The 22798-nt window shown below is 62.5% G+C and carries 21 protein-coding genes and 1 tRNA gene; 17 read left to right on the forward strand and 5 right to left on the reverse strand.

Features of this window, described 5'->3' with window-relative positions; all coding sequences use genetic code 11:
• Positions 1-39 precede the first annotated feature (39 nt).
• The 3 genes from B208_RS0103920 (at position 40) to B208_RS0103930 (ending at position 2858) form a co-directional block, all read left to right on the forward strand.
• Positions 40-1146 carry a glycosyltransferase gene (locus tag B208_RS0103920; protein WP_007982587.1) on the forward strand — a complete coding sequence of 369 codons (1107 nt, stop codon included), beginning with the start codon at positions 40-42 and terminating at the stop codon, positions 1144-1146.
• 473 nt (positions 1147-1619) lie between these two features.
• The gene (locus B208_RS0103925; RefSeq protein ID WP_018128710.1) at positions 1620-2150 is read left to right on the forward strand and encodes a hypothetical protein; all 531 of its coding nucleotides are present in this window, start codon (positions 1620-1622) and stop codon (positions 2148-2150) included.
• 39 nt (positions 2151-2189) lie between these two features.
• Complete coding sequence (locus tag B208_RS0103930) at positions 2190-2858, forward strand: hypothetical protein (protein WP_007982584.1); 669 nt, start codon at positions 2190-2192, stop codon at positions 2856-2858.
• Positions 2859-2868: 10 nt separating this feature from the next.
• On the opposite strand, the gene B208_RS0103935 is transcribed toward B208_RS0103930, so the two are convergent.
• Positions 2869-3693 carry an HD domain-containing protein gene (locus tag B208_RS0103935; RefSeq protein ID WP_007982582.1) on the reverse strand — a complete coding sequence of 275 codons (825 nt, stop codon included), beginning with the start codon at positions 3691-3693 and terminating at the stop codon, positions 2869-2871.
• 141 nt (positions 3694-3834) lie between these two features.
• Between B208_RS0103935 and B208_RS0103940 the strand changes: the two genes are divergently transcribed.
• From B208_RS0103940 to B208_RS0103985, 9 genes are all read left to right on the forward strand, one after another.
• Complete coding sequence (locus tag B208_RS0103940; protein WP_198292362.1) at positions 3835-4131, forward strand: twin-arginine translocase TatA/TatE family subunit; 297 nt, start codon at positions 3835-3837, stop codon at positions 4129-4131.
• A gap of 33 nt (positions 4132-4164) precedes the next feature.
• Positions 4165-4237: transfer RNA gene (locus B208_RS0103945), tRNA-Arg, on the forward strand.
• Positions 4238-4748: 511 nt separating this feature from the next.
• Positions 4749-8567 (forward strand): ATPase, T2SS/T4P/T4SS family, encoded by a 3819-nt coding sequence (locus B208_RS25015; protein ID WP_018128711.1) that lies wholly within the window; start codon positions 4749-4751, stop codon positions 8565-8567.
• Positions 8564-10606: a type II secretion system F family protein gene (locus tag B208_RS0103960; protein WP_007980225.1), complete on the forward strand. Its 2043-nt coding sequence runs from the start codon at positions 8564-8566 to the stop codon at positions 10604-10606. The genes B208_RS25015 and B208_RS0103960 overlap by 4 nt, the downstream gene beginning before the upstream one ends.
• Positions 10607-10608: 2 nt before the next feature.
• On the forward strand, positions 10609-11037 hold the full coding sequence (locus tag B208_RS0103965) for a DUF7287 family protein (protein WP_007980226.1): 429 nt from the start codon (positions 10609-10611) through the stop codon (positions 11035-11037).
• On the forward strand, positions 11031-11657 hold the full coding sequence (locus B208_RS0103970; RefSeq protein WP_007980228.1) for a DUF7288 family protein: 627 nt from the start codon (positions 11031-11033) through the stop codon (positions 11655-11657). The genes B208_RS0103965 and B208_RS0103970 overlap by 7 nt, the downstream gene beginning before the upstream one ends.
• Positions 11651-12586, forward strand: coding sequence for a DUF7261 family protein (locus B208_RS0103975; protein WP_007980229.1), 936 nt, complete (start codon positions 11651-11653; stop codon positions 12584-12586). Before B208_RS0103970 ends, B208_RS0103975 begins: the two co-directional genes overlap by 7 nt.
• Positions 12583-13056, forward strand: a complete 474-nt coding sequence (locus B208_RS0103980) for a DUF7266 family protein (RefSeq protein WP_007980231.1) — start codon at positions 12583-12585, stop codon at positions 13054-13056. The genes B208_RS0103975 and B208_RS0103980 overlap by 4 nt, the downstream gene beginning before the upstream one ends.
• Positions 13053-13805 carry a DUF7289 family protein gene (locus B208_RS0103985; protein WP_007980232.1) on the forward strand — a complete coding sequence of 251 codons (753 nt, stop codon included), beginning with the start codon at positions 13053-13055 and terminating at the stop codon, positions 13803-13805. Before B208_RS0103980 ends, B208_RS0103985 begins: the two co-directional genes overlap by 4 nt.
• Before the next feature lie 35 nt (positions 13806-13840).
• Here B208_RS0103985 and B208_RS0103990 read toward each other — a convergent pair whose 3' ends face one another.
• Positions 13841-15421 (reverse strand): DUF4448 domain-containing protein, encoded by a 1581-nt coding sequence (locus tag B208_RS0103990; protein WP_232423715.1) that lies wholly within the window; start codon positions 15419-15421, stop codon positions 13841-13843.
• A gap of 93 nt (positions 15422-15514) precedes the next feature.
• Positions 15515-16219, reverse strand: a complete 705-nt coding sequence (locus B208_RS0103995; protein WP_007980235.1) for an HNH endonuclease — start codon at positions 16217-16219, stop codon at positions 15515-15517.
• Positions 16220-16376: 157 nt separating this feature from the next.
• On the opposite strand from B208_RS0103995, the gene B208_RS0104005 reads away from it, so the two are divergent.
• Positions 16377-16985, forward strand: coding sequence for a DUF106 domain-containing protein (locus tag B208_RS0104005; RefSeq protein ID WP_007980236.1), 609 nt, complete (start codon positions 16377-16379; stop codon positions 16983-16985).
• A gap of 80 nt (positions 16986-17065) precedes the next feature.
• On the opposite strand, the gene B208_RS0104010 is transcribed toward B208_RS0104005, so the two are convergent.
• On the reverse strand, positions 17066-18109 hold the full coding sequence (locus B208_RS0104010; protein ID WP_007980237.1) for an NAD(P)-dependent alcohol dehydrogenase: 1044 nt from the start codon (positions 18107-18109) through the stop codon (positions 17066-17068).
• Between the two features lie 130 nt (positions 18110-18239).
• On the opposite strand from B208_RS0104010, the gene B208_RS0104015 reads away from it, so the two are divergent.
• Together B208_RS0104015 and B208_RS0104020 are read left to right on the forward strand one after the other, a co-directional pair.
• A complete protein-coding gene (locus tag B208_RS0104015; RefSeq protein WP_007980238.1) occupies positions 18240-19322 on the forward strand; it encodes an amidohydrolase family protein in 1083 nt (360 codons plus the stop codon).
• 2 nt (positions 19323-19324) lie between these two features.
• Entirely contained in the window at positions 19325-20227 is a 903-nt protein-coding gene (locus B208_RS0104020) for an iron-sulfur cluster assembly protein (protein WP_007980240.1), read from the forward strand.
• On the opposite strand, the gene B208_RS0104025 is transcribed toward B208_RS0104020, so the two are convergent.
• Positions 20213-20638, reverse strand: a complete 426-nt coding sequence (locus B208_RS0104025) for a methylated-DNA--[protein]-cysteine S-methyltransferase (RefSeq protein ID WP_007980242.1) — start codon at positions 20636-20638, stop codon at positions 20213-20215. The genes B208_RS0104020 and B208_RS0104025 overlap by 15 nt on opposite strands.
• A 305-nt stretch (positions 20639-20943) precedes the next feature.
• Here B208_RS0104025 and B208_RS0104035 point away from each other — a divergent pair, with 305 nt between their 5' ends.
• Positions 20944-21840 carry a glycoside hydrolase family 16 protein gene (locus tag B208_RS0104035; protein WP_007980244.1) on the forward strand — a complete coding sequence of 299 codons (897 nt, stop codon included), beginning with the start codon at positions 20944-20946 and terminating at the stop codon, positions 21838-21840.
• A gap of 147 nt (positions 21841-21987) precedes the next feature.
• A complete protein-coding gene (locus tag B208_RS24180; RefSeq protein WP_171970508.1) occupies positions 21988-22167 on the forward strand; it encodes a hypothetical protein in 180 nt (59 codons plus the stop codon).
• Positions 22168-22798 lie beyond the last annotated feature (631 nt).

The following is a 22798-nucleotide window of genomic DNA, read 5'->3' on the forward strand; positions in this document are numbered from 1 at the left end:
TCACAAGCACTTAACTTCCCGTCCTCGAATGGCCGAACAATGAGCCGATGGGTCGCCGCGTTCACGGACACATATCTACCGACCATCAATGGTGTCACCTACACCATCCGAACGTGGCGCGATTTTTGGGAGAAAAACGGCGGGCGGATGGACGTGGTGTATCCCCAATCCGACGACTACGCGCCGGAGAAAGGCGAACATCCCATCGGAAGTCTTCCGTTCCCCTTTTATGATGGCTATCGACTCGGAACGCCGCGGGTTCCGAAGGCGGTCCTCGACGCCGAAATCGTCCACTCCCACACGCCGTTCGCCATCGGCCTCGGCGGTCTTCGACTCGCGCGAAAGAACGAACTCCCGTTCGTGACGTCGTACCACACGCCGACAGGGGAGTACGCGGACTATCTCGTCCCGAACGATTCCGTCGCCGACTACGTGGAACGGGCGGCAGGGGCGTACGAGCGGTGGTTTTTCGGGCGGTCCGACGCCGTGTTGACGCCGAGCGAGGCGACGCGAGAGCACATCGTCGAGACGGTGGGCGTCGATGCGCCCGTGCACGTCGTCCCGAACGGTATCGACGTGGAGCGGTTTCACCCGGTCGAAACGGCAGCCTTCGTTCGGAAATACGACCTTGATGTGGATCGCCCGCTCGTCGGCTACACCGGCCGCCACGGCTTCGAAAAGCGTCTCTCGGAGATCATCACGGCGGCCGACGGCATGGACCTGACGGTCGTCTTCGGCGGCGACGGTCCCGCCCGCGAATCGTTGGAGAAACAGGCCCGCGATTATGACGTGGACGTCCGTTTTCTCGGATTTCTCGACCGGGACGAGATGGCGGCGTTCTACTCCGCTCTCGACGTGTTCGCGTTCCCCAGTCCCGTCGAAACGCAAGGCCTCGTCGCGCTCGAAGCGAACGCCTGCGGGACGCCGGTCGTCGGGGCGAACGCCGGAGCGCTGTCGAACACCATCGTCGATGGCGAAACCGGCTATCACTTCGAGAGCGGCGACATCGAAGATGTTCGGGCATCGATTCGCCGTACGCTCGCGGAACGCGAGAGGCTTCGAGAGTCTTGTCTCGCCCGTCGGGACGAAATCAGCGTCGAACGCGCGGTCGAGAAGTTAGAACGGGTGTACGACCGGGTGTGCTGAAAGCGCGGTCGCGTTTCGAACCGCGTTTTCTAATTGACGGTCGGTCTCGGACGACGTGCCGTTCTTTTTCGCCGTCGTTTCTTCAGAATGAGAGTTCTCTACGGAATCGTACGTCGAAATATAATTTCTAGAAAATATTAGATAAATATTACAAGATACAGAAAGTATTTATCGAGTTAGTATATATTGATTCATGGATGAAAGATATAAATCCAAACAGAAGAGAGCTGCTACAGACGTTAGGAGTTGCGGGCCTGAGTACGGGCGGCGTGCTGTCTATGAGCGGTACTGGTGCTGCAGCAAGCGCTCCGCAGAACAAGATAGACAACATCTGGGATGCCATGGTCGACTTGGCATCTGACCTTCTTGGATCGGCCATCCCGTGGGATGCAGTCCAAGCGAGTGACCTATCGGAGAACGAAAAGCAACACCGACTCCGATCGCTTTTGGACCCCCAGTATAAGGATCTCGTCATGAGCGATTCGGTTACGACCAGTTCTAGCGTTTACGTCCCCGGCGTGCTCCCGTTCGATGCCTGCTATTGGACCGACTACGGTGCCGACGGAAAGAAAATCTGCGTCGAGGGCTCACCCGGACACTACGGCAAACCCAGTTGCTATCAGAGTACGCCGAATCTCGGCTACGTGGACCTTACCGTGGACACATACGACCTGAAAATCGACCGAAGTTGGTCGCTTCGAAAGAGCTTCTCCTTCTGGCTTGGCCTCTCCGAGGACGGCTGCGTGTGGACCGGTCAAGAGGACCTCGACCTCTGCGCGGAAGTCCTCTGTATCGACGACCTGCTGTACCCCTACTCGCCGGTCGCCGCGCTCGCAGAAGCGGGTCTCAAAGCGGGTATCGAGGCCATTAGCAACTGGGCCGAGACGGACGACATGATCGATTGGCTGTTCTACGCGCTCGCCGTCATCGCCGGAATCGCGATAATCCTTCTCTTGTGGGAGATCGAAATTCCGCTCGCCATCGGTGCGTTCGCGCTCGCATAAGGTATAAGAACCGACCTCGCTTCTTTATTACACAGCACCATGAATGAACTCATTCTGGTACTCGTCGCCCTCGCTGCCATCCTCGGAGCACTGTACCTCGTGAACTATCTCGCGGGACCCCTCCTCGTCGGGAAACTGAACGACACGAAATCGCTTCCCGGTCGGCTCGCCAGCGAACTTCCCTCCGGTAGTCCTCCGACGGTCGTGCTCGGCGGCAACGCGCTCGGTTCGAACCTCTCCGGCGGTTCGGGACCTCCCGGATACCGACGACTGTTGCTCAGCGATACCGTCATCGACGAACACGAGGACGAACTCGGCACCGTCTCCGCACTTTCGGTTGCCCTCCTCGATACCTACGCCTACGACGTGCGGATACTCGCGAATCTACTTCGCATCGAACTGCTGTTCGGCATCGTGGCGTTCGCCCTTCACGCCGCACAGACCGACCTGTTTCGTTCGCTCTCCGCCGCACTCGCCGTCGTTATCGGCATCATCGTCGGGGCGCTCGTCGTCTTCTACGGACTGTACCGACTCGTCGCGTGGCGCGTCTACCGCGCCGACGAACGAGCGGCGACCTACGTCGGCGCGGAGAACATTATCACCTATCTCGAATCGAACCACGGGCGTACCGAGTCGCTCCTCTCCGCGGTCGTTCATCTCTCTCCGCCGACGAAGACACGAATCGACCGCCTCGAACGCGCTCGGTGAGACGGACGGGCTACAACTCGACCCGTTCCACGATGTGATCGCTCCCCTCGCGGACGTTCAAGGCGACGATTCGGATGTCGTCCTCCAGCCCGGAGCCGTGGAGTTTCGCCTTGAGCAGGTTATCGACCTGGTACACGCCCGCCGCGTTCAGCATCTCGATTTCGACGAGAACCGGCACCGTATCTCCCTGTCGGAGGGTGACCTTCTTGATGGCTTGGCTTGAGACGGTGTTGATGCCCCGACCACCCTTCTCGTAGGGGATGCGCGACCGACCGTGTTCCATGTCCAGCGCGTCCGACACCCGGATGACTCCCGCTTCCGTCGTCAGCGGGTCTTCCTCGGTGTGGTGACAGAGAATGGCGTGGAGAATCTCGCCCTTCATCCGAACCGAGTTCGCCGTGTCGTAGAAGTTCGGCAGCACGCGGTCGAGGACGTCCGCCGCGAGCGGAATCGAGTAGTAAGAGTGGTCGTCGCGGTGAACGATGTGACCGATGTCGTGGAGCGTCGCGGCGAAGGCGACGATGACGCTCTCGTCCGCTTCGTCCAGTCCTTCGTCGGCCGCGCCGTTGAACTCGACGCCGCCGCGTTTCAACAGGTCGTAGAGGAGCAGCGCGCGGTTCCGAACGATTTCGATGTGCTTTCGCCCGTGGTCGTTGTATCCTTTTCTCGTCACCGCGTTGACGTTTTGCGCGTCGAGATACGCCTGAATCTCGTCGTCGTTCGCGATGAATTCGAGCACCTCGTTCAGCTTTTCGTCGGGGAAGGCGTGGTCCGCGTCCGGGTCGTACGCACGCCGTCCGTTCTCCGTTTGCGGTTCCGTTGCAACGTCGTCCATGTTCCATTTTCACGTTCTGGGGGGAAAAACTCTCGGGCGCGACGGGGTTTTACGGGTCGTTCGGACGGAAAATAGGTCGGGAAACGACCCTGAGAAGAGCAAAAAGCCTATAGTTGGCAATGGGTAAGAAACTGGTAGAGGATGTTCGAAATGATACCACTATTCGGGCCGGTTCCCGGCGGGATGGAGCTCGCGGTGATTCTGCTCATCGCGGTTCTCCTGTTCGGTGCAAACAAGATTCCGAAGCTCGCCCGCTCCACCGGTGAGGCGATGGGAGAGTTCAAGAAAGGCCGCGAAGAAGTCGAACAAGAGTTGCAGGAGATGCAAAGCTCGGGTTCCAGTACCGCGACCGAGGTCGAAAGCGAACCGACCACGACCACCGAAACCGAGACCGAGACCGAGACCGAGACTGAAACCCAGACCGAATCGGAATCGTAGTTGTTTTTCCCGCGAGCTATTACATATTATACAGGGCGTGTGGCCTAGCGGATAGGGCGAGAGGTTCCTAACCTCTCGACCGCGGGTTCGAATCCCGCCACGCCCGTTCTCCGGCGAACGTTAGTGAGCCGTGGGAACGGGGTGGCTTACTCACCCTCACTTCGTTCGCGGGAGTCCCGAAAGACGCGGTGCGTCTTTCGACGTTCGTGAATCGGAGATTCACTTACTCCCGCCACGCCGTTTTTACCACGTTTGTGTGAGGTTCCGCCACGACCGATGACGCTCCCGTTCCGTTTGCTCTTCGTCGCAAGCATGATGAAAGATTTATTGTGTGTCAACGGACAGCAAGAAATGCGGTAGCTTCCGACGGAAGATGCCGCGACAACAGCCAAGTCAGGCATGACCGTGTTCGGCGCGGAGCGGCCACTGTTCTTCCCGCCTCGCGTCGAACGCGGTTCTCTCTCCCTCTTCAAACGAGTTGATACGAATGAGAATTATATCCCTTCTGAGATTCGAAAACCACACGACTACGAGCCACCAGATACAAATATGGCAAATATCACATGTATATTAATTTTAACAAGGTTTTTTAATGGATTAGCGATTGGCGATACTCAATGGCTAGTGACGAGTCCGAAGCGCTCGGGAGTGGGGACCCCGGCGACGCTGGACCGGACGGGATCCGTCTCTCCGATGGACTCCCGTCCCGCGTGGCGGTCGGGTCGTACTCGTGGGAGGATTTCAAGGTGGAGTTCTTCTACGAGGATGGCACCCCCCCGACCAACTGGCGGGGAAAGCCGCGTCCGTTTCCGGCCGAGGAGTTCCTCGGCTTCGACCCGGAGGAAACCGAATCGCGGGTCGAAACGGCCGCGGAGACCGCGGCCGCGCTCGGGAACTATTTCGAATCGTTTCTCGACTACGAGGAGACGCCCGTCGCGCTCGGCGACTACTTCTGGGAGCACTTCCGGTACGAGTACTACTACGACCCGAATCGGGAGAAGCCGCACGAAAGCCCCCGCGACGAGGACGGCGACGTCATCGAATTCGAGAAAGCCGAGTGGCTCGGTTTCGACCCCGACGAACTCCCCGAACGGCTCTTTCGCGGAGCGTTCGCCGGAAACCGCGGGAGCGACCGATTCGAGGCGTTTCTCGACCCCGCGACCACGCCGGTCACGGTCGGCGAGTACCTCTGGGAGCACTTCCGGTACGAGTACTACTACGACCCGGACCGCGAGAAGCCGCACGAAAAGCCCCGCGACGAGGACGGCGACGTCATCGAATTCGAGAAAGCCGAGTGGCTCGGCTTCGAGGAGGAAGACCTGCCGGACTTGCTCACCGAGGGGGCGGCGAAGGCGCGAAAACTCCTCGAAATCGAGGACGAGCGGACGCTCGACGTTCCCGAGGAACTGGACGAGGACGCCTTCTTTTCGACCGTCGAAGGGTACACCACGGTCGTCAACCGCTACGATTTGGAGAAGGCGGTCGCGCTCCCGAAGAAGAGCCACTTCCGCGAGGTGGACCGCTACTGGGTGAACAAACCCTACTCGTTCGTCATCATCTTCCACTCCGAGAAGGAAAACGAGACGAAGTACTACCTCGTGGAGCCGCACCGGACGCGAATCGAGGAGGACCTGCGGGAGTTTCTGACCGCCAAACTCAGGACCTCCATCAAGTACGCGAGCGACGAGGTGGTCGTCGAAGCCGACGAAGAGGCCCGCGAGGACGTCATCGAGCGCGAGGCGCTTCGCCTTCTGTCGCGCTACGACCTGTACATGCTCGACGACGACCAAATCGCCGACCTTCTCAAGGGAACGCTTTCGGGGTACGACCACGCCCGCGAGACGTGGACGCGATACTCCGCGGAGATCGAAACCCGCACCGACGAGACGCTTCGAACCCTCCGCGAACGGGCGGAACCGTACGTGGAAAGCCTCCGAGGGACGCGGACGAGCGGCGTCGAATCGACCGATTCGGCGTCGGATTTGGATTCGGATTCGACACCGGAACCGAATTCGGAATCGGAGTCGAGCGCGGAATCGGTGCCGAACGCACCGACCCCCGACGAAACGGATGAAGACGGAGATGTGACCGACGGGTCGGCGGTGGACGAGTCCGACGGGGACGACACACCCGAAGGCGAAGCGGACGGAGACGGCGATTCGGAGGGAGAACGCGAGCACGAAGAGGCCGAGAAAGCGGAAGAAACGGAGAAGGAACGAGAAGGGACCGACGAAGCCGAGGAGACCGACGGTGACGAATCCGAAGAAGGAGAGGAGGCGGGAGAACTGGAAACCGAAGCGGAGGGCGACACTCCCGAGGACGGTCAGGAAACCGACGGAGGAAACGCAGACGGCGAGGCGGTCGAAACCGTCGCCCAGACCGCCGAATCCGAGACGGCAGAAACGATAGCAGCGACGAAACCGGAAACGGGACCGGCGACGGAATCGACAGCGGAATCGGTCGAACCGACTTCCCCTGACGACCCGGCGACGGCCGCCGGAGGGGGGCGTCTCGGCGAATTTCGGACGCGGTGGGACGAACTTCTCCGCGAACGTGCCGGGGACGAGAGCCTTCGCCGGGCGGTTCGAACCCGAATCGAGGAGACCATCGAGGAGCACGAAGTGGACGACGAGGGTGGCGAACTCGACGGCATCATGGCCCGGCCGGAACCCGCCCTGTTGGAGGAGGACGCGGACACGCTGACGGAGTACCAGGTCGAGAAACTGCTGTACGTCCTGAAGCGGAACTTCATCGGCTACGAGCGCATCGACGGCATCAAACACGACATCAACGTGGAGGACATCTCCTGTGACGGCTACAACTCGCCGGTGTTCGTCTACCACTCGGACTACGAGCAGGTCATCACGAACGTCTTCCACGAGGAGACCGAGTTGGACGATTTCGTCGTCAAACTCGCTCAGCGCTCCGGAAAGGGTATCAGCAAGCGTCAACCGCAGGTCGATGCCACGCTGCCCGACGGGTCCCGTGCCCAGTTGACGCTCGGGCGCGAGGTGTCCGACCACGGGACGAACTACACCATCCGGCAGTTCAAGGACGTGCCGTTCACGCCCATCGACCTCATCAACTGGAACACCTTCTCGCTGGAGGAGATGGCGTTCCTCTGGTTGGCCATCGAGAACCACCGGTCGCTCATCTTCGCCGGTGGTACCGCGTCCGGGAAGACGACGAGCCTCAACGCCGTCTCGCTGTTCATCCCCAGCAACACCAAAATCGTCTCCATCGAGGACACGCGCGAGGTCGAACTCCCCCAGCGCAACTGGATTGCGAGCGTCACGCGCCCCTCGTTTTCGGACGACGACAAGAGCGACGTGGACGAGTTCGACCTTCTGGAGGCCGCGCTCCGCCAACGCCCCGACTACATCGTGATGGGCGAGATTCGGGGCGAGGAAGGGCGGACGCTCTTTCAGGTCATGTCGACGGGACACACGACCTACACGACGTTCCACGCCGACACCGTGGGCGAGGTGCTGAAACGGTTCACCACGGAACCCATCAACCTCTCGAAGACGCTGTTCACCGCGCTCGATTTGGTGTCCGTCCAGACGCAGACGCGGGTGAAGGGGAGCAAGGTGCGCCGGACGAAATCGCTGACCGAAATCAACCACTACGACACGGAGAACGACGAAATCAACGTCAAAGACGTGTTCCAGTGGCGCGCCGAGACGGACGAACACGAACCCCTCACCGGGTCGAACACGCTGGAAGAGATCAAGTTCGACCGCGGGTGGGACCAATCGCGGTTGGACGAGGAACTCCTGAAACGCCGGACGATCCTCGCCTACCTCATCGACAACGGTCTGAACGAGTACACGCAGGTCGCGGCGACGGTTCAGGCGTTCATCAACGACCCGGACACCATCCTCGCGCTGGTGGCGAACGACGCGCTGGAAGACAGCCTCGCGGACCTCCGCGAGATGGAGAGCGTGCTCATCGACATCGACCCCGAAAAGGAGGAGATGGTCCCGCGACCCGACCCGACCGAAGAAATCGCCGACCTCTCCGCGGACATCCTCGCCGAGGCAGATGACCGGCTCTTCGACCGGTATCGAGACGTGTACGTCCCGAACGAGGGCCTCGCGGTCGCGCTAGCGGACACGGCGAAACCGACCGAAGCCCCGGCGACCGACGTTCCACCGAACGCCCTCGGCGGGAACACCGACCGCGATTCCGAATTCGACCCGGAACCGACGCTCGACGACGACCCGTTCGGCGGGTTCGAAGAGGCGACGGTTTCCGACGAGGTGGAACGAGCGAACGCGGACGGTGCGGACGTGGAGAAACGAGCGAATACGAACGGTGGGGACGTGGAGGTACGGGCGGACGCGGACGGTTCGGATGTGGAGGAACGGGCGAACCAAAGCGACGAAACTGACGGGACGGACGCCCCGAGCGAGGAACCGGAGGACGAGCGATGAGTCTCGGCTCCGCGTCGGCGGGGGACGGTTCGAGCGCGGACGTCCTCACCGACGCCTTCTACCCGCTGTACGACCGTATCTTCCCAGAGAACAGCGATTTCGTCGCCGACATCGAAGGGAAGCTAGCCGAGGCGCGGATGTCAGAGACGGCGGAGTTGTACCTCTCGCGCGGCCTCGCCATCGGAACGCTCGCCGGACTCGCCCTGTGGCTGGTCGGGCTGTTCCTCGGCTATCTCCTCTTGCGGTTCGGCGTCGTCGGCACCGGGGTTTGGATCGGCATGCCGGTCTCCGGAACTGTCGCCGAGGCGCTGAACGCGCTCAAGGTTCCCGCGTTGGTGTTCGGCACCGGCGTCGTCCTCGGTGCGGTCGGGTTTCTGGCCGGATTCGGAACGGTGCTCGTCATCCCGTACAGCCGCGCCGGGGCGCGAAAGCGGGAGATCAACATGCTTCTGCCGGACGCCATCTCGTTCATGTACGCCCTCTCCATCGGCGGACTGAACCAACTGGAGATTCTGGAGGCGATGGCGAAGGCGGACGACACCTACGGCGAGGTGTCCCGCGAGTTCCAGAGCGTCGTGCAGGAAACGGAGTACTTCGACATCGACTACCGCAACGCCATCAGAAAGCGGGCGCTCGAAACGCCGAGCGACGAACTGTCCCAGTTTTTCACCGACATGCTCTCGATAATCAACAGCGGCGGGAACATGACCCGGTTTCTGGACGACAAGAAGGACAAGCACATGCGGACGGCGAAACAGGAACAGGAGTTGACGCTCGAAACGCTGGAACTGTTCGGCGAGATGTACATGACGCTCTCGCTGTTTCCCCTGTTGCTCATCATCATCCTCGTCATCATGAGCATGCTCGGAAAGGCACAGGAGATGCTGCTCTACGGAACGGTGTACGCCCTGATTCCGCTCACCGGCGTCGGCTTTCTCGTGCTCGTCTCGACCGTGAAACAGGACGAGGTGGGGGACGGCTTCCTCGACTCCGGCGACGGCGGCGACCGCCTCGAAACGGTCTCCGGGGCGGGACTCCTCCACCTCGGCCTCGTCGAGGAGTTCGTCGGCGAGTTCTCCGTCTTCGACCGAATCAAAAGCCAAGAGGGAACGCACACCACCCTCGAACTGCTGAAACGGCCGCACGTCTTCTTCCGCGACAACCCGCTGTACGTCCTCGGCATCACGCTCCCGACCTCGATGGTGCTGGTCGCCAGCGCGGTGTGGACGGGGACGGTGGCCTCGTCCGTCGAGGGGTTGCGGGCGAACCCGACGTGGACGACGTTCGTCTACGTCTACATCCCGCTGTACGTGAACGGGGTCCCGCTCGCCGTCTTCCGCGAGTGGAACGTCCGGTCGCGCCACAAGGTGATTCGAAAGCTCTCGGACGACCTGCGTAAGCTGTCGAGCGCGAACGACACCGGTCTGACGCTGCTCGAATCCGTCAAGAACGTGGCCGAAACGTCCTCGGGGAAACTCGCCGACGAGTTCGACCGGATTCACGCCAAGGTCGAATACGGCATGGGCATGAAAGCGGCGCTCATCGAGTTCAACAACCGATACCACATTCCGCGACTCGCCCGAACGGTGAAACTCATCAGCAAGGCACAGGAGGCGTCGAGCCAGATTACGGCGGTTCTGACGACGGCGGCGCAGACGAGCGAGAATCAGGACGACATCGCGCGGGAGCGCCGCTCCCGCGCCCGCATGCAGGTCGTCATCATCATCATGACGTACCTCACCCTGCTCGCGGTGATGGCGATTTTGAAGACCCAGTTCCTCGACGTGATGGCGAACCTCTCGGCGAGTGCGGGCGGAAACGGCGCGTCCGGAGCGAGCATGAGTTCGTCCGGCATGAGTTTCGGCGACGGCATCGATACCGAGACGCTCTCGATGCTCTTTTTCCACGCGGTGACGATACAAGCCATCCTCTCGGGATTCATCAGCGGCTACATCCGCGACGCCGACCTCCTGTCGGGCGTCAAATTCTCGGTCGCGCTGGCGACGACCGCGCTCGGAGTTTGGGTGGTGGTCGGCTGACGATGGACGACAGAGGCCAGACGCTGAACGACTACGTGCTCGGCATCAGCGTCTTCCTGCTGACGGTGGCGTTCGTCGTCGCGTTCCTGCCGGGTATCTTCACCCCGTTCAACGCACCGATTGGCGATTCGACCACCGCTCGGGCGAGCCGCGGCGCGACGTTCATCGTCGGGAACCTCTCCGTCGATGGTCACCCGAACGTGCTCGACCAGGCTCGGACCGCGACGTTCTTCCAGCGGAACGAAACCGAACTCCGCGAGACGCTCGGCTTCCCGCGGACGACGGACGTCAACGTCACCGTCGTCGAGGAGGCGACGCGAACCGTCGCGTGGACCGCGGGCGACGCGCCAGGCGAGCACCCGACTGCCGCGACGGGCCGGGTCGTGCGAATCGGCGCGAAAACCTACCGACTGACGGTGAGAGTATGGTAGACGACAGGGGGCAGGCGTACACGCTGGAAGGGTTCGTCGGCGCGCTCGTCGTGTTGACCGCGCTGCTCTTCGTCTTTCAGTCCATCGTGCTGACGCCGACGACGGCGGGGACGGTGGACCAAGACGTGAAAGCACAACTCCGGGTGCAGGCGAACGACGCGCTTCGAACCGCCGACACCGACGGCGCGCTTCGAAACCTCACCCGCTACTGGAACGCGAGCGGCGGGTTCGCTTACACGAACGGAACCGACGTGGGATACGGAACTCACCCGCCGTGTGCCCCGACCGTCTCGCCGGACGGGACGTGCGATTCGTTCGGCGAGACGCTCCGCGACGTGTTCACCGCCCGCGGCTACACGTACAACCTCTACGTGACCTACCAGCTGGCGAGCGACCCGACGGAAACCGCCACGGAGCGCGTCGTCTACCGCGGGGTTCCGTCGGCGAACGCGGTGACGGCCACCCGCGACGTGGTTCTGTACGACGACCAGCGGTTGACCGCGCCGGAGGACGCCGGAAACGCGACGCTCGAAGCGCTCGGCTCCGGTGGGTTCTACGCGCCCGACGCCAGCGATGGCGTCGTCTACAACGTCGTGGAGGTGCGGTTGGTCGTATGGTAGCCGACGCCGAACGACGAGGCCTCCGCGGCGACGACCGGGGACAACTCATCCTCGTCGGAGCAGTCGTCATCGCCATCGCGCTGGTCGGCGTGGTCGTCGTCCTCAACAGCGTCCTCTACGCGGAGAACGTCGCCAATCGGGAGCCGATTTCGGCCACGCAAGACGTGCGGGACGCACAGACGCTCGTTCGGGAGGACGTCGGCTCGCTGGTCCGGCGGGTGAACGACGACGCGCGATACGACTCGCCGAGCGCGGTCCGAACCGCCGTCAACGGGAGCGTCGCGGAGTACGGGACGCTCATCGGGCTTCGAATCGCCCGGCGCTCTCCGGCGTCGCTGAACCTCTCCGTCACCGACGAAACGGTCGGGACCGGCATCGAACAGGATTCCGGCGGCAACTTCTCGGACGCGGGCGACGGGAGCAACTGGACGGTCGCGCGCAACGCGGACGTTCGGCGGTACGTCGCCACGGTGAACCGGTCGTCGCTCTCGACCGACCCCGACACGGCCTTCGCGGTGACGACGACCGACGGAGCCGCCGACTGGACGCTTTCCGTCTACCGAAACGGGACGAACGTCGTCGTCCGAACGAACGGCTCCGCGACGCCGACGGCGAGTTGTCCGGTCGCCGCGGAGCGCGTTCGAATCGACCTCCGAAACGGCTCGGCGGGTGGATGCTCGTTCACGTTCGCCGACGGCGTGGGCGACGGCTACGACGTCGAGTACCGGAACGGCGTGAACGCGAGCGGGAACTACTCCATCGTCCTCAACGGGACCGACGCGACGATTCCCTCCGGGGCGGTGCACACCGGTTCCTCGGCGTCGCCGTATCGAACGTACGTCGTCTACGACTTCGCGGTGCGGTTGACCTACGCGACGCCGGGACTGACCTACGGAACGCGGATACACACCACCCTCTACGAACCATGATTCCGACGCGACTCACGGCGGACGACCGGGCGGTCTCGACAACGGTCACGTACGTCCTGACGATGGCCATCACCGCGGTGCTCCTCGGCGGACTCATCACCGCCGCCGGGGGTCTCGTGGAGAACCAGCGAACGCAAGCGGTGCGGAACGAACTCGGCGTCGTCGGCGAGCGGATGGCGGGCGAGTTGACGAGCGTTGACGTCCTCGTGCAGGCGGGCGACGACCCCGCGGTTCGACTGCGGGCGCGCCACCCCGAACAGGTCGCGGGGAGGTACTACGCGGTCGAACTCGTGACCGGCGGGACGCCGCCGTGTTCCACCCAGCAGTGTCTCGTCCTCTCGACCGACGACGTGACCGTGACGGTGCCGTTCGCCACTGCGACGCCCGTGCAACCGGGGCGGGTGTCCGGCGGCACCGTCGTCATCGAATACGACGCGGTGAACGGAACGCTCGGGGTGACGAAACCATGACGTTCGACGAACGGGGCGTGAGCGAGGTGCTGGGGTTCATCTTCATCTTCTCGATAATCGTCGCGTCGGTCGGTATCCTCTACGTCAGCGGGGTCGGGTCGCTGACGAGCGCTCGAAACGCGGAACAGTCGCGGAACGCCCAGCGAGCGTTTTCAGCGCTGGCGACGACGTTCGACGACCTGCAACGCGGTCGTGCGCCCGCCCGCGCCGGTGAGATTCGTCTGTCGGGCGGGTCGCTTTCGGTCGAGAACGAGACGGAGCTTCGCGTCGTAGTCGACCAGACGAGTCCGTCCGCGGTGACGCTCAACCGAACGCTGTCGCACGGGTCGCTCGTCTACTCGTTCGACGGGAGCGTCGTTCGGTACGAAGCGGGAGCCGTCTTCGGTCGGAGCGACGGCGGAAGCGTCACCCTCCGCCCTCCGGCGTTCGCGTGCGGTCCCGACCGGGCGTTCGTCTCGTCGGTGTCGGTCGTCGGTGCGGGGGGACCGTCCGCGCTTCGCACGGACGGGTCCGTGCTCCTCGTCGGACGAACCGCGTCGAAGGAACTGGTCTTCCCGACCGACTCGACGCCACAGGACGCGGCGCAAGCCACGACGGTCAGGATAACCGTCGCGTCGTCGCCGGACGACGCGGCGTGGCGTCGGTACTTCGAGGGTACCGGCTGGTCGAAAAACGGGTCGTGGTACGAATGTCACACCCGACGGGCGGTCGTCCGCGAGACGACCGTCGCGTTCTCCGTCCGGGACTGACAATTCCCATCGCGTTTTTCGTTTACAAGCGGTTTTCACCCGTCGGCTCGCTCGATGGTGACCTGATTCATCGTCACGTGGATGCGGAAGTCCTCGGGTTCGCCGACGCTGCCGTCCTCGTGAATCGAGATGAGGACCACCGCGTCGTTGTAATCGGGATCGCCGCTGCCGCATTTCCCCGTCCCGATGTCGTCGGTGGTGGCGTCGGGACAGGAGAGTTCGTACACCAACACGAACTCGTTCGGGTCGAGGTCGAGGTAGCCGGTGTCGTTGATGCGGCCGCCGAGCATCTGGGACATGTTCCGCTGTTCGGGGTTCGCGGAGCCGTAGCCCGGCACCGCCATCCCGTCCGAGAGGAGCACGACGTTCCCCTCGTTCGTCCCCGTTCCATCGGCTTCGACGACGATGTTGGTCATCAGCGACCCTTCGTAGTCGGTCCGGTAGGATTCCCAGACGTAATCGTACCGCTCCCCGCCGGACTCGTACTGGTTGAGCCGCTTCGTCGCCGACGAACCCCAATCGACGGAGCCGATACCGTACGCGGTCCCCTCCACGCTGATGACGTCGCCCGCGGTCACGTTCTCGGAGAAGTGATAGTGCTCGCCGTTGGTCGGGTCGTTGATATCGTGTCTGATGACGTCCGTCGGCCCGACGCCATCGCCCCACGGCTCGTACGTGTCGTCGCCGACGTTGATGCGCATGTTGATGGGAGCGTTGCGCTTCGTGCCGTGGACCTCCCACTCGCCGGTCGTGTCGTTTTGGACCCAGTTCAGGTTGCCCCCGGAGGAGATTTCGGTCCCGAGAACGTCCACGCTGACCGAGGCGTTTCGTTGGGTGCTGACGCTGTTGTCGTCGCTTTCGGCCGTCGAACCGCTCAGAATAACCGTCAGGGACGCGGTTTCGTTCGCGTCGTCCACTGCCACGGTCCCACCATCGACGTGGGTTCGGAAAAAGTCGGCCCACGCCCGGTAGTAGTCGCTCTCGACGGTGAGCGTCGCGTTGTCCGGCGGGGTACACCGCGGGGCGTCGAACGTCTCGCGGAACGCCTCGCTGTCGGCGCGGGACGCCGTGACGTTCTTCGTCGCGCGGAGTCGCTCGACGGGACCGCTGGCGGACCCGGTGACGTTCACCAACTGAAAACTGAAGGTGCCGTTCCGGTACTGCATGTCCGGCGGCGAAATCATGACGCTCCCGTTTTCGGTTCGTTTCCAGACGCCGCCCGCCTGATACGCGACGACTTCGCCGTCCGCGCCGTGATACTCGATGGCACCGAATTCGATTCGCCTGCTACACGCCGGGTTCGACCCGTTCACGAGCGAGATGGTCATCGCCCCGTCGTTCGTGACTTCGACGTTCCCGTCCTGTCCGCCGAAATCGAGGATGTGCTCGTCGTTCGTTCCGAAGGCGACTTGGCTCAATCTGGCGTCCGCCTCCCGCATCGCGTGCTCCGCGTTCTGCACGCCGACCGTCCCCCGAATCTGATGAACGGCCGACGACCCGATGAGGAGGACCCCGACGACGGAAACCGTCACCAATCCGATCATCAAAACGACACCGATGAGCGGGGACTGCCCACGGCGATTTTTCGATTGTATGTCCGATTTCCGATGTGTCATCATTTCGTTTTCCACTTCGAAACTGCATAAATCTATACCAAACAGTCAATAGAAACGAATGGTTGGGGATCGGACGGGACGTGCGAGATTCCCTCAGAAGTCGGCGATTCGTTCGTTGTGGTAGCGGAGAAACTCGCTACCGACGGCGTGGCCCTTTCGAACGGTCAGGGTGTCCCCCACGGACCCGTCGTACGCGTGGTCCAGTTCGTGGGTTTTCGGGTCGATTCGGAGCAACCCGTAGTCCAAATCGCGGTGATGGTTGGGGCAGACGACGAGGAGGTTCTCCGGCATGTCCGGGCCGAAATGGGGGCCACCGAGCGGTTCGATGTGGTGCGCTTCCGCGTAGCCCTCGGTTCGGCTTCGTCGGCGGCGAGTCCCACAGAGCTGACACTCGTAGTCGTAGCGCTCCTTGAGTCGTTCGACTACCTTCCGGTTTCTCGTAACCGTCTCGACGGTCCGTCGGACCCGCTCCGGGTCGTCGGTTCCCTCGGGGAGTTCGGCGGGGGCATCCGGCCTCGCATCGGCGATACGGTCGAACTCGGCGGCGTCGATGTCCGCGAGGTCGAGCGACGCGATTTGGTAGCGCCCCGTGTCGTCCACGAACTCGATTTCGTCGCGGTCACGGAGTTGCTGGAGGATTTGCCGAACCTTCGCCTCGGGATGGTCGTTCCCCGGAAATCGCGTCCGGAGGTGGTCGATGCTGTTCGCGTACACCTCGTCGAGGGTGAAGACGGAACTCCCGGTGTGCGTGCGATGCCGTGCGAGCTCGACGCGAACGGCGTTCCGCCACGTGACCATGCCGCGGTGAACGGATCGGTGGTATATAGATCCTGTCACTCCTCGAACGATTGCGAAACGCGACGGAGGACGAATTCGAAACGCGACGAACCGCGATTCCGTCGAACGAAGATAATCGAGGACAAAATTGATGTTTAAACAACAAATATGTCGTGATATGGTCCTCGAAAACGGCTGGACGGTGTACGACAAACTGGCTGGCGTGTTCGCGCTCGTCCTCATGACGGGTTACTACCTCGTACCTGTTCAAAGCGCGGTCGTGGCGGCGTTCGACGTCGTTCTCGCTCCGTTCGCGGCGCTCGTTCCCGCCTCGGTGTTCCTGTTCGGGTTGGCCGGTGCGACCGGACTGTACTCGACGACTCTTCAGCTCCTCCTCCGAGATTCCGACGCGATGGAGCGATTACAGGAGCGGATGAAAACTCTGCAGGAGAAACTGCAGTCCCCGCCGGACGGCGACGATGCGGGGGCTCTCGAAGACGACCAACGCGAACTGATGCGGTCGTGGGTGGCGATGCTGAAACTACAGTTCCGTCCCTTGGTGTGGAGCATGTTGCTCACGATACCGGTGTTCCTATGGATTCGCTGGGCGATGGCGAATCCCGCGGCGGCGACGGTTCCGGTTGCGCTCTCGCTCCCCGTCGTCGGGCACGTCGCGCTGACCGCCACCCTCGTCGGGCCGGTGGAGGTCTGGCTCGTCTGGTATCTCGGCGGATCGATGTCGTTCAGTTTCGTCTCGCGGCGCGTGCTGTCGCGCGTCCTCGCGTGACCGGAGGAGGACGGACGACGAACGACGAGCGAACGGAAACCGGGACCGGAATTCCTCCACACCCCAACCCGGCGAACCGCCTACGACGGCATGATGACCGCACGCCCCTCGATTTCGCCGTGTTCGAGTTTTTCGGCGACGGTGTTGATGTCGTCGAGGCCGTACCTCGTCGTGTGCAGCGTGACGTCGCCGCGTTCGACGAGTTTGACCAGTTCCTGTAGCTCCGTGTACTTGCCCACCAGCGTTCCGCGGTAGGCGAACTCGCCGTCCACGAGCGACTGGGACGGTTCGTGGATGTGGCCGCCGTAGCCGACGACGTGGTGGTCGCCGCCGGGGGCAACGATGTCCGGGGCGTAGCCAGTCGTCTCGTCCGCGCCCACGAAGTCGATGACTTGCTCGGCACCCGCTCCGTCGGTGATGTCCGCGATGGTGTCGGGGACGTCCTCCGAACTCGGGTCCACCGTGTGGTGTGCGCCGAGTCCGTCGGCCAAGTCGCGGGCGTCCTCCTTCACGTCGAGGGCCGTGATTTCGACGGCGCTCATCGCGTCCAGACACTGGAGGCCGATGTGGCCCAGTCCGCCGACGCCGATGACGACGGCGTGGTCGCCGGGGTTGAGTTCTCGGGTGGCCTTCTTGACCGCGTGGTAGGCCGTGATTCCCGCGTCCGCGTGGGGCGCGATGTCCACGGGGTCCACCCCGTCGGGGAGCGGGATGACCGCCCGCTCGTTGGTCAGCAGGTATTCGGCGAATCCGCCGTCGGTCGTCAGGCCGGGGAACTGGACGTTCTCGCAGTACATGTCCTCGCCGAGGCGGCACTGACGGCACTGGCCGCACGTCATCACCGGATGGCAGATAACCGTGTCACCCTCCTCGACGGTGTGGACCTCGCCGCCGACTTCGACCACCTCCCCGGCGTTCTCGTGCCCGAGCGTCATCGGGAGGTCCTGGTCCACGTACTCCGTCCACATCCCCTCGATGACGTGGTTGTCGGTCTGACACCACCCCGCGCCTTTGACTTCGACCACGACGTGATTCGACCGACTCGGCTCCGGGCGGTCTACCTCGTCGATGCTGAGCGCGTGTTCCATATCCTCGGTGTACTCGTGCAGGCGTGCGGCTTCCATGGCGCGTAGAATAACCGTCGAATTACGCATAAATATTCGTGCACTACTCAATCCGGATATGTGTTTGGGCGCACATATTACATAATTGTAAATGACTGTTATGTGCTAGCAAGCCGTCCATGGGGTCGATATGTACCGCGGAACCGGAGACGGCCAATGGGAGAACGAGGAGGATGTGTTCGTCATCGACTCCCACATTCACTTTTGGGACGCGAGCGAAGAAAACATCATCCACGAGGGCGGCGAGCAGTTCATCCGGTGTTTTTACGATTATCACGCCGGATTCACGCCCGCGGAACGCGAGTGGACGCTGGAGGAGTACCGGAAATACTCGCAAGAGCGCATGATAGAGGACCTGTTCGGCAACGGTGCGGTCGATATGGGAATCTTCCAACCCACGCACTTGGAGGAGTTCTACGACGAGGGGTTCAACACGGTCGATAGGAACGCCGACTTCGCTGACGAACACGAGGACCGCTTCATCGTCAACGGTCGCTTCGACCCCCGCGAGGGTGAGGAGGGACTGCGGGAACTCGAACGCCAGAAGGAGGAGTTCGACATCCAAGGCGTGAAACTCTACACCGCCGAGTGGCTCGGCGATTCGAAGGGTTGGCGACTCGACAGCGAGGAGTCCTTCGAGTTCTTGGAGAAGTGCGCCGAGTTGGGTATCGAGAACATCCACCCGCACAAGGGACCGACGATTCGGCCGCTGAACAAGGACGCCTTCGACGTGAAGGACGTGGACGACGCCGCCACGTCGTTCCCGGACCTCAACTTCGTCGTCGAACACGTCGGGCTGCCGCGGCTGGACGACTTCTGTTGGCTGGCCGCCCAAGAACCCAACGTGTACGGCGGGTTGGCGGTGGCCGCGCCGATGGCACAGAACCGCCCGCGGAAGTTCGGCGAAATCATGGGCGAACTGCTCTACTGGCTCGGCGAGGACCGCCTGCTGTTCGGGAGCGACTACGCGCTGTGGAACCCCGACTGGCTGGTCGAGACGGTGATGAACGCGGAACTGACGGACGACCAGAAGGACGAGTACGGGGTGGAGTTGACGCCCGAAGTCATGCGCAAAATCATGGGCGAGAACGCCGCCCAGTTGTACGACATCGACATCGAGGAGAAAAAGCGTCAGTTCCGCGAGGACGCCATCACCGAACAGTTCGGCTTGGAAACCCACTACGAGACGACGGACTCCACGGCGGCCGACTAACGATGTCCGCGGACGATTCGAACTCCGACGGTTCGGAGCGAGACGGCGGACGGAATCCGACCCGCGCGGCCGTCCGGTCGGCGCTCGCCGAGGTGACCGACCCCGAACTCGACCGGTCCATCGTCGAACTCGAATACATCGACGACATCGCCATCGAACCCGGCGAACCGACGGACCTCGATAGCGCCGGGGAATACGGTAGAATCGGGAAATACGACGGAATCGGGGACCTCGACGGAACCGGGGACCTCGACGGAAGCGACGAGTCCGGCGCGCACGTCGAGGTGAGCTTCACGCTGCCGACGGCGTGGTGTTCACCGGCCTTCGCGTGGATGATGGCCATCGACGGGCGCGAGGCCGTCGAGTCGCTGCCGGGCGTCGCCCGCTGTGAGATGCACCTGAACGACCACATGCACGCCCGCGAGGTCACGGAGGGGGTCAACGGCGGTCGAGGCTTCGAGGAGACGTTCCCCGACGCCGACGGCGGAATCGAGGCGACCCGCGCGACCCTCGACTCGAAGGCTCGACTCGCGCGCCAGTACGTCGCCGTCGAGGCGCTGTTGGCGGCGGGGGTGACCCACGAGCAAATCGCGGCGATGTCTCGCGGGGACTGTCACCGTCTCCCCGGCGGGGAGTCCGTCGCCATCGACGTGCGGGGCGGCGCGCTCGCGGTCGTGGTGGACGCCGACCCGCTGGACCGGTATCTGGCAAAGGCCGAGCGAGTCGGCTGTTTCGCCGACGGCGACGACCGCCTCTTTCGGACGCCGGAGGGCGACCCCATCGACCCGGACCGGGGCGAACTCGTCCACCGGCGCGCGCGGCTCGCCCGGGTGAACATGGACGGTCAAGGCGGCGTCTGTGCCGCCCTTCACGAGGCGCGTCGTTCCGAATCAGCGCGTCGGTAGCCGGGTCTGTCGGGCGCGTTCACAGACCTCCGCTTCGAGGTCCAGCAAGCGTCGCTTCGTCGCGGTCCCGTCAGCCGCCGAATAGCCCTTCAGCGACCCGTCGCTCCCCACGACGCGGTGACAGGGAACCACCAACGGGACGGGGTTTCGACCGCACGCTTGCCCGACGGCGATGGGTGTCGTATCGAGGGCCGTGGCGAGTTCGCCGTACGTCCGCGTTTCTCCGTACGGTATGTCGGCCATCGCGCTCATCACGGTCCCGGTCATCCCGTCGGGAAGGGTGACGCGGAGGTCGAAATCCAGGCGGTCGCCCGATTCGTACTCTCGTATCTGGTCCCGGATTTCGTCGCTCGATTCCGCGACGAGCGACTCGTCGATGTCGATTGTAGTCTCGAAAATATTGACGTTCATGACTGTGTGTTCGATTCGTCCGTGATCCTCGAAGGTCGTCGGAACGGATAACCCCTCACCTCGGACTGAAACTGATAATCCGTCCGAAGCCGACCTCGACCCCGATCCTGACCCCGACCCCGACCGTCTCCGCGACGTACTCGACATCGAGCGACACGACTCTCCCAGATATTAATTACTCTTACTAGAAATAATAATTAAGTACTAAAAGATATGATTAAAATTGTCGTCGGTGGACGGCCGAGACCCGCCTGCATGTGGCAGTCAGTCGGGTGAGCGGTGGCCACCGGCGCAGTGGAGAGACCATGAATACTGACGAGTCAAGCGAATCGACGGGCGACGGCGTAGCGAACGGCGAACGAACGACGGGCGGATTTCATCGTCGGCAGTTCCTGAGTACCGCGGCGGTCGCACTCGGTGGCGCGTTCGCCACCGGCACCGCGAGTGCGGCCTCGAACGACGTCCACACCGAGGCGTTCGACGGGAACGACTGGACGCTTAGCTGGCGCGACGAGTTCGATGCCGGGTACATCGACACCGGCATCTGGAACTTCGAGACCGGGAACAACAACGGGTGGGGGAACAACGAACTCCAGTACTATCGGAGCAATAACGCGTGGACCGAGAACGGTCACCTCGTCATCGAGGCTCGCGAGGAGCAGTACGGCGGGTGTGATTACACCTCCGCGCGGATGACGACCCAAGGCAAGTACAACAAGCAGTACGGGCGGGTGGACGTGCGCGCCAAACTTCCGTACGGACAGGGCATCTGGCCCGCCATCTGGATGCTCGGGTCCGACATCGGGTCGGTCGGCTGGCCCGACTGCGGCGAAATAGACATCATGGAACTCATCGGCTCCGACCCGGACACCGTTCACGGAACCGTCCACGGTCCCGACTCCGGCGGGGCGGGCGTCGGCGGGTCCTACAGCCAAAGCAACTGGTTCTCGGACGCCTACCACACGTTCACGCTGACGTGGTACCCCGACGCCATCAAGTTCTTCGTGGACGGTCAGCAGTTCTTCGTGACCACGCTGTACGACGCGCAGAACGCGGGCCGAGAGTGGGTGTTCGACGACGGACCGTTCTTCTTCCTGCTCAACGTCGCCGTCGGCGGGGACTGGCCCGGCGCGCCGGACGCCAGCACGCAGTTCCCCCAGCGCATGGAGGTTGATTACATCCGAGTCTACGACTGGGTGTGAGCAGGCGCGAGGCGTTTCGGAGAGCGTCGGAGACGGTCGAATGCTATCTTTTTCGGGGCCGTGCGAACGGCAGGGCGCTCATTCATCCCCCTTCGAAGCACCCGGCGTAATTCCCGAAGCGACCGGACAACCACAGGGCTGGCATGCGTGACTGTCCGGCCCGCGCGTCACGACCAGCAGGACGGGCGCGCCACAGCGCGGACAGTCGGGGAACGGTTCTCGGGGCGAATCGTCCGGCGAATTCTCGGAGCACATGGGTTCGAGCGCGTGAACACGGACGCCACCACGGGCGCGATTCCCGACGCTTCGGCTCCCCACTGGGGCTAACGAGGAGTGTGTGGCCCGCGGATGGCTTCCGTGATTCTGTGTGTATGTCCTACCGACATAAATCTATGCTTAGCATATTCAAAAATCTGTCAAACCTATTCTAAAATATGCCTAGCATAGTTTCAATTAGAAAACCGACACATCTATGCGAATACTGGAGCATCCTCCCTCCAGCCAGATGCGCCGCCAACGAGCAGATTGGATGAATCCAGTCGATGACGAAATCATGGAACTCTTAGATGAATCTGGAGCGGGGACACCACAATCGTTGGCGAACGAACTCACCAAGAATAACGACTATATCGGTGTTCGATGCCGAGAACTCGCTTCGAAGGGTTTGTTGGAGCGGCCATCTCGCGGACTCTACGTTTTGACTGATGAAGGGAAGCAGTATCTCGCGGGGGAATTGGACGCGAGCGAGTTGGGGTAGGACGAAAAGAGACGCAGTAGAATAGTAATTCACCAATCAACATGTTTGTAGTTATTATAATATATTTTATATTTATAGAAGGAGTGTTAAATACGTCAATCAAACACTACCTGTAATTCGGGTTCATAATTAAGCACTCCTGACCATCGTAGGTAGAAAATCAGGGCAGGTTCTGGTATCTGTACCTGCTTATTTCGGTCT

The organism is Haladaptatus paucihalophilus DX253 (assembly GCF_000376445.1).
GTDB classification, from domain to species: domain Archaea; phylum Halobacteriota; class Halobacteria; order Halobacteriales; family Haladaptataceae; genus Haladaptatus; species Haladaptatus paucihalophilus.

Coding starts and splice junctions, on each gene's coding strand:
- B208_RS0103920 (WP_007982587.1), top strand. CDS start 40: ATGAGCCGATGGGTCGCCGCGTTCACGGACACATATCTACCGACCATC.
- B208_RS0103925 (WP_018128710.1), top strand. CDS start 1,620: ATGAGCGATTCGGTTACGACCAGTTCTAGCGTTTACGTCCCCGGCGTG.
- B208_RS0103930 (WP_007982584.1), top strand. CDS start 2,190: ATGAATGAACTCATTCTGGTACTCGTCGCCCTCGCTGCCATCCTCGGA.
- B208_RS0103935 (WP_007982582.1), bottom strand. CDS start 3,693: ATGGACGACGTTGCAACGGAACCGCAAACGGAGAACGGACGGCGTGCG.
- B208_RS0103940 (WP_198292362.1), top strand. CDS start 3,835: ATGTTCGAAATGATACCACTATTCGGGCCGGTTCCCGGCGGGATGGAG.
- B208_RS25015 (WP_018128711.1), top strand. CDS start 4,749: ATGGCTAGTGACGAGTCCGAAGCGCTCGGGAGTGGGGACCCCGGCGAC.
- B208_RS0103960 (WP_007980225.1), top strand. CDS start 8,564: ATGAGTCTCGGCTCCGCGTCGGCGGGGGACGGTTCGAGCGCGGACGTC.
- B208_RS0103965 (WP_007980226.1), top strand. CDS start 10,609: ATGGACGACAGAGGCCAGACGCTGAACGACTACGTGCTCGGCATCAGC.
- B208_RS0103970 (WP_007980228.1), top strand. CDS start 11,031: ATGGTAGACGACAGGGGGCAGGCGTACACGCTGGAAGGGTTCGTCGGC.
- B208_RS0103975 (WP_007980229.1), top strand. CDS start 11,651: ATGGTAGCCGACGCCGAACGACGAGGCCTCCGCGGCGACGACCGGGGA.
- B208_RS0103980 (WP_007980231.1), top strand. CDS start 12,583: ATGATTCCGACGCGACTCACGGCGGACGACCGGGCGGTCTCGACAACG.
- B208_RS0103985 (WP_007980232.1), top strand. CDS start 13,053: ATGACGTTCGACGAACGGGGCGTGAGCGAGGTGCTGGGGTTCATCTTC.
- B208_RS0103990 (WP_232423715.1), bottom strand. CDS start 15,421: ATGACACATCGGAAATCGGACATACAATCGAAAAATCGCCGTGGGCAG.
- B208_RS0103995 (WP_007980235.1), bottom strand. CDS start 16,219: ATGGTCACGTGGCGGAACGCCGTTCGCGTCGAGCTCGCACGGCATCGC.
- B208_RS0104005 (WP_007980236.1), top strand. CDS start 16,377: ATGGTCCTCGAAAACGGCTGGACGGTGTACGACAAACTGGCTGGCGTG.
- B208_RS0104010 (WP_007980237.1), bottom strand. CDS start 18,109: ATGGAAGCCGCACGCCTGCACGAGTACACCGAGGATATGGAACACGCG.
- B208_RS0104015 (WP_007980238.1), top strand. CDS start 18,240: ATGTACCGCGGAACCGGAGACGGCCAATGGGAGAACGAGGAGGATGTG.
- B208_RS0104020 (WP_007980240.1), top strand. CDS start 19,325: ATGTCCGCGGACGATTCGAACTCCGACGGTTCGGAGCGAGACGGCGGA.
- B208_RS0104025 (WP_007980242.1), bottom strand. CDS start 20,638: ATGAACGTCAATATTTTCGAGACTACAATCGACATCGACGAGTCGCTC.
- B208_RS0104035 (WP_007980244.1), top strand. CDS start 20,944: ATGAATACTGACGAGTCAAGCGAATCGACGGGCGACGGCGTAGCGAAC.